The following is a 6,532-nucleotide window of genomic DNA, read 5'->3' on the forward strand; positions in this document are numbered from 1 at the left end:
ATTTCGGGCATCTATGATTCTAGTAGCGAAGAATAAAGCCTTTAAAGCCCTACATCATTATTACACAACGAGACCTGACAATCCGTTGAAAAAGATGCAGTCTTTAATTGCTTTGTGTAATAAGCTTATACGCATTCTCTTCTCCATTGGGCAGAAACAGTTTGTGTTTCAGGAAGAGAAGATGTTGAAGGATATCCCTCATATGCATGCATTTATTCAAGAACCAATAGCAGCTTAATCACTATAAAACTGACTTTTGACAAATAGATTTGGACGGTTGAACAGACAATATCAGCATGGGATTAGTCGGCAACGCAACTAACGTAAGGACATAGATCCTGTGGGGCAGCATGACCGACATCCACCTTATGGAAAGGTTGAACGAAGGAATGTAGGAGCATAGACTCTGTGAGACTTGGGAGGGTAGACCCCCGTAAGATATGTGGACATCCATTGGTGCGTACATACCTATTCATCCAACTTTTTGAAATTAACCGAAGGTTGGCTAGTTTCTTGTGCTCTTTTTTTCGTAAACTGCTTGATTGTGTTCTTTTCGTACTAATCAAATCTATAAGAGTAAATAAGTTGGATAGAAATATTGAGAAAAGCTGAGTATTTAAGAGATAATTGTTTGTTTATTGAGGGAGTTTAGTTGAACAAGAGTGACTGGTAAGATTAAAAATAAAGTATGTGATTAAAGGTGGATAAAACGGAGATTTTTGTGAAACGAGAAAAAGGAAAAGTGCTAATTGAAATAAAGGATGAGGGGTATGGGATACCGAAAGAAGATCTCCCTTTTGTATTTGAGCGTTTTTATAGGGTAGATAAGTCCAGATCTAAGGATTCTGGAGGAACGGGTTTGGGGTTATCAATTGTTAAAGAACTTATAGAAGCTCATGATGGAAATATTAATGTTAAGAGTGAGTTAGGAAAAGGAACTACTTTTCTAATAACAATAGAGGAGATGACGGAATGAAAACGGTAATGCTTGTCGATGATGAACCAAAGATGCTTGAATTATTAAACATATACTTATCGCCAACTTATCATTGTATCAAAATAAATTCGGGCAGAGAAGCCATTGCTTATATGAAAAATTCGGAGGTTGATTTAATTTTATTAGATGTGATGATGCCCGAATTGGATGGATGGAGTACCTGTGGCCAAATCAGAGAATTTTCAGATGTTCCAATTATTATGTTGACGGCTAGAAATGAAAAATCAGATATAGTAAAAGGATTACAAATTGGCGCAGATGACTATGTGACAAAACCATTTGATGGAGCAGAATTACTGGCAAGAATGGATGCTTTATTTAGGAGAACCAATGATAAGATAAAACAGAAGTTTATTTTAAAGGACTTTTTTGGAATGAAGAATCGCACGAGTTAACCTATGAGGAACAATCGATTCAACCTACTCCTAAAGAATTTTCGATGATTGGTTTATTTTTTAAAAATCCTAACAAGATCTTTTCGCGGTCTCATTTACTGGAAAGAATTTGGGGGGATAAATCATTTACAGAAGACAGGACAGTTGACTCTCATATTCGAAATGTCCGTGACAAACTTAGACAAGTAAACTTTCCTATTGATCAGCATCTTTCAACAATATGGGGAGTTGGATATAAGTGGATGAGCAAAGAGTGAAAGTAATAGGGTGGATTTAAAACATAATATGGGAATTTTAAAAAGGGAGAAGTATAACAGTGAAAAGATATAAATGGGGAGTACTACATTTCACAATACTAATAATATTTTTAGTCGGATGCTCAAGTGATGAACAAAAAGCCTTTTTTGTAAAAGCTGAAGATGAAGAAATAAATCATATTCATGGAGCTGGATATTGGGGGAAAGGGGGAATTCCTGTATTAGCCACTCATGAAGGGCTATTAGAATATCAAGATGGGGCTTGGTATAAAACAACCAGGAATAACCATGATTATATGGGATTTCAACCGACTAAAGAAGGTTTTTATTCTAGTGGTCACCCTGAATCAGGATCTGGTTTAAAAAATCCTTTAGGTCTTGTAGAAAGTAAAGATAAAGGGGAAAGTTTAGATAAATTAGCTTTTTATGGGGAAATAGATTTTCATTATTTAGGTGCCAGTTATGAGACAGGGACAGTTTATGTGTTAAATGAAGTGAAAAATTCAGAAATAGGACCTGGCTTTTTTTACTCTAAGAATAAGGGAAAAGACTGGGTGCAATTACAACTTAACGGATTAACTTCCTCCTCCGTTGGTGGATTTGCTGTACATCCTTCAGATGATAATACAATCGCTATATATACAGAGCAAGGGATTTTCTTATCTAAAAACTATGGAATGGACTTTTCTCACATTCAAACAAAAGGAACTATTACTTCGTTAGCTTTTAAGAAAGATTCATTAATATATTCTATGATTGAAGATAATCAAACGACCTTAAATGAAATGAACTTGAATAATAAGATGGTTAATAAATTCACTTCTATTTCATTCGAAAATCAAAATTCACCTATTTACGTGAATTCCAATCCTCAAAAAGAAAGTGAAATGATGATAGTGACAGTTAAAAATGATGTTTTTATCAGTGGAAATGGGGGAAAAGAGTGGGATAAAATATTATCGAACGGGGAAACAGAATAATGTGCTTTTAAATTTTTAAGTAAGATTCATTATGTAAGACATTAAAAAGGAGCAAAAAAAGTGACAAAATGGCACAGCCAATTTTGTGGGTTTATTGATTGTGAAATCTTGTAATACAAGATTTTGAAGATTGCTGTAGTTTGTTTACAATTAATTGAATCATAATAGTAATTGCTCAGTGAATTGAGAGAATAATCTTAATATAGTAAGAGGTGCTAATGTGGAGAAACTACTTGAATTTTATGAAAAGCAGATTGATATATTGAAAAATGCATTAGAACAGATTGCTGCCTCGAATCAAAATGAACAAAACCAAAAAATAGAAAAACAAGCACTTACTGAAATAAAAAAAATGAAACCAGATATTTAATTTTTTTTAAAGCTCTGCTAAAGAGTGTTGTTGATTCTTTCTTCTTAAACTAAACTAGATAATAGTTTGTAAATATTTTCCCAAAAATTACAATCCTAAAATGTATACTACCCCCTCCAATATCATAGAAGGCCACAGAACTAAGTAAGCGTTAAATATTCCCCACCTACAATTTAAACAATAAAGAAGAAATTGATAAAGTCTTGCCGTGGTCAACGGATTTACCGTCTAGATGCAGAGTGCCGAAAAAAAGTGAAGTAAACGTAAAGTAACTCCAAAATCAACTTTTATTGTATATTTTGGAGTTACTTTACGTTTACGGACAAACTGTAGTCACACTGTAGCAACACTCGAACTGAACTTAAACGGCTTTTTATTTCTGTTGTATATTGTCAGGTTAATAAGAAGAAATCGTTCGATATAATCGCTTTATCGTTTCGATGTGTAAGGCTTCATGGTAAAAGCTGAACAAAAGTACCTCACCAACTGTATAAAACGTAATGCCCATACGATTTGTAAATGGGGTTGACAACTTATCATGAAAACGCCCTGGAATAAAATTTTTTATTCTCGCTTTTTGTTCCGTCAAGATCTCGGCAATCTCGGCAAATGATGGCGGAGTTTCGTCCCATTCTGCCGGTTTCGTTCCAGCACTAAAAAGTCGTTCATAATCTCTCGGAATCTTCATCTCTTCACCTAAAAGTCCAAATACAAGTTTTTCCTGTATAAATGCGATGTGCCCAAAGTTCCAACGAATATTGTTGTTAAAACCTTTTGGAATGGTATCTGAAATTTCTTCCGGAATTTTCTTTAACGTTTGCTCAGTTATGCTACGTACTGTTTCCATATGGTGAATAATGGTTTGTTCCAAGAATAAGCCCTCCTTTTATTAATTATCTCTGTATAGCCAATTCGTGGTCTTCACGTCTTTTTCCTACTATTAGGAATAATTTTATTCATCCTGGAAAATATGCTAATCTTATACTGTTAAAAATAGAGCAATCGTATATTTCCTGTTCTATTCTTTACGTCCAGTATAGAGCTACTTCAGAAGAGAATTGGGACGATGCAAAAACAATTTATTTAGTATTCCGTTGAGTGATTGGAAAAAATGAATGATAGGGCAGGTGTTTTGATCGGTTCCTGCTTTTATAATTTTCATAGTAATAGTAGAAAGCAGGTCTATTTTATATGAAAAAAACAACCGTACTTCAAAATGGCATAGTTTATAGTGAGGATAAAATTTATGCAGGAGGCTTTCTGTCATTTCAGGATGGAAAGATAAAGGATGTCGGACAGGAAATGATGGACAGAGTAGCATCCCATGAAGCGATTCATCTGCCTGATTCCTATCATGTGATTCCGGGAATGATCGATGTTCATATACATGGAGCGAATGGGGCGGATACAATGGATGCAACCTACGATTCATTGAAAAGGATAGCGAATGTGTTGCCTCAGGAAGGAGTCACGAGCTTCTTGGCTACAACAATGACCCAAGAGCGAGATAAAATTGAGAATGCTCTACGAAATGCAGCTCAATATATTCAAAATCAACAACCTGATGGTCACGCGGAATTGCTTGGTGTTCACTTGGAAGGCCCATTCATATCAGAAAAAAGAGCAGGAGCACAACCGGTAGAATGTATTCTAAAGCCGGACTTGCAAATGTTTTTACGATGGCAGGAAATAGCTTTAGAATCAATCAAAATGGTCACAATTGCACCAGAGTTAGAGGGAAGCCTAGAGCTAATCGACTATCTCAGCAAGCATGGTGTCATTGCTTCAATTGGACATACTGATGCAACGTATGAGGAAGTACTTCAAGGAATTCAAGCTGGAGCAAGTCATGCCACCCACCTTTTTAATGGAATGAGAGGGCTTCATCATCGTGAACCGGGAGTGGTAGGAGCGGTACTACTTCATGATGAAGTAAGTGCTGAATTAATAGCGGACGGCATTCACGTTAGACCGGAGCTCGTGAAGTTAACCTATTTGCAAAAGGGAAGAGAGAAGGTTATGTTAATTACAGATGCCATGAGAGCTAAGTGTCTTGGAGATGGACTTTATGATCTCGGGGGACAAAAAGTTACCGTTCAAACTGGAAGAGCGACACTATATGATGGAACGTTGGCTGGGAGTGTCCTCAAAATGACTGATGCAGCGAGAAATACGATGAAGTTCACTGGTTGTTCAATTCAAGATATACTTTATATGACATCCGTTAATCCAGCAAAACAGTTAAATATATTTGATCGAAAAGGGAGCCTTTCACTAGGTAAAGATGCTGATGTTGTTGTTTTGGATGAGCAATTGGAAATTGTTATGGCTTTTTGTCGTGGTCAACTAGCTTATTGTCGAAACTGACATTGTTTCATTATAATCTCCTTTTTATAAAAGCATCCAGGTATATCGTTATGAAACGGTATTTTCAGGATGCTTTTTTATGAGATTAATATTTGTGTCACTCGTTATCATCATTTATGACGAGTGACACAAAAGTCTAGACACTTCTATATTACAACTCTGGTTATCAGAGAATGTAGCTTTTGTGGATTTTGACTAAAGTTTGTTCATAAATCCCGTTGACATCAACAGGATTTTTTCTTATTCAACAAACGGGCCAGCATTCCTGTAATGAATGAAAATGAGATTTGAGTATCAAAAATACCTCTTGGTATGATAAGAGGGTCCTAAAGCTTGCCGGCAAAAAGGACTACTTATTCGCATACCAGGAGGCTCACTATGAATTATAACCAAAATCAAAAAATCGCTCAAATCACTTCCTAAACACTTATTGTCGGTGTTGATATTGCCAAATCGAAACATGTTGCACGTGCACAGGACTTTAGAGGAATGGAGTTTGGGAAACCTTTATACTTTGAAAATACAAAGCCTGGCTTTGATGGATTTTTGAGTTGGATTCACCAGCTTATCGCTACACATGACATGGATCAGGCTATCGTAGGGATGGAGCCGACCGGTCATTATTGGCTGAATCTAGCTCATTTCTTGAAAGAACAGGACGTTAAGTTTGTGGTCGTGAACCCTATGCACGTCAAGAGAAGTAAAGAATTAGATGATAATTCACCTACCAAAAATGATGTCAAAGATGCCAGAGTGATTGCACAGCTAGTCAAAGATGGAAGATATGCTGAACCTAAGATTCCGCAGGGAGTGTATGCCGAACTTCGTGCGGCAAGAAAAATACGTGATCTTTTATCTGTTGATCTTCAATCCGTACAAGGGCAAATTCACAACTGGCTGGATCGGTATTTTCCTGAGTTTCTCACGGTTTTTAAAGACTGGGAGGGAAAAGCAGCACTACAATTATTAAGGCTCAGCTTATTGCCAAGTGAGCTAATAAAGATTTCTGATGAAGAAATCTTAGCCCATCTTAAAAAGGCCGCAAAACGTGCAGTTGGTCTTGGGAAAGTAAGAGAGTTAAAACGAGTCGCCGGTCTTTCAATCGGCATTCGTGAGGGATCAGAGCTGGCGAAATTAGAGATTCGCATTTTATTAGACAAGTATGA

At 36.3% G+C, this 6,532-nt stretch carries 5 protein-coding genes and 3 pseudogenes; 7 read left to right on the forward strand and 1 reads right to left on the reverse strand.

Translation table 11 applies throughout. The features are described 5' to 3' along the window. The 5 genes and pseudogenes from ACE199_RS23250 to ACE199_RS23270 form a co-directional block, all read left to right on the forward strand. A pseudogene (locus ACE199_RS23250) lies at nt 1–238 on the forward strand (IS110 family transposase); the annotation flags it as partial. A gap of 477 nt (nt 239–715) precedes the next feature. After that, nucleotides 716–976: pseudogene (locus ACE199_RS23255) on the forward strand (sensor histidine kinase); the annotation flags it as partial. Next, nucleotides 973–1,649 (forward strand): annotated as a pseudogene (locus tag ACE199_RS23260) (response regulator transcription factor). The pseudogenes ACE199_RS23255 and ACE199_RS23260, both read left to right, overlap by 4 nt. 59 nt (nt 1,650–1,708) lie before the next feature. Continuing rightward, on the forward strand, nt 1,709–2,629 hold the full coding sequence (locus ACE199_RS23265) for a F510_1955 family glycosylhydrolase (RefSeq protein ID WP_375351889.1): 921 nt from the start codon (nt 1,709–1,711) through the stop codon (nt 2,627–2,629). A gap of 220 nt (nt 2,630–2,849) precedes the next feature. Further along, nucleotides 2,850–2,999, forward strand: a complete 150-nt coding sequence (locus tag ACE199_RS23270) for a hypothetical protein (protein WP_375351890.1) — start codon at nt 2,850–2,852, stop codon at nt 2,997–2,999. 397 nt (nt 3,000–3,396) lie between these two features. On the opposite strand, the gene ACE199_RS23275 is transcribed toward ACE199_RS23270, so the two are convergent. After that, nucleotides 3,397–3,870 carry a DinB family protein gene (locus ACE199_RS23275; protein WP_252289578.1) on the reverse strand — a complete coding sequence of 158 codons (474 nt, stop codon included), beginning with the start codon at nt 3,868–3,870 and terminating at the stop codon, nt 3,397–3,399. A gap of 320 nt (nt 3,871–4,190) precedes the next feature. On the opposite strand from ACE199_RS23275, the gene nagA reads away from it, so the two are divergent. Together nagA and ACE199_RS23285 are read left to right on the forward strand one after the other, a co-directional pair. Then, complete coding sequence (gene nagA, locus ACE199_RS23280; RefSeq protein ID WP_375351891.1) at nt 4,191–5,366, forward strand: N-acetylglucosamine-6-phosphate deacetylase; 1,176 nt, start codon at nt 4,191–4,193, stop codon at nt 5,364–5,366. Between the two features lie 429 nt (nt 5,367–5,795). Then, nucleotides 5,796–6,532, forward strand: a 737-nt coding sequence (locus tag ACE199_RS23285; RefSeq protein WP_375351892.1) for an IS110 family transposase, incomplete at its 3' end; no start/stop codon positions are given.

Source organism: Peribacillus sp. Hz7, from assembly GCF_042136355.1.
Classification (GTDB): domain Bacteria; phylum Bacillota; class Bacilli; order Bacillales; family DSM-1321; genus Peribacillus; species Peribacillus asahii_A.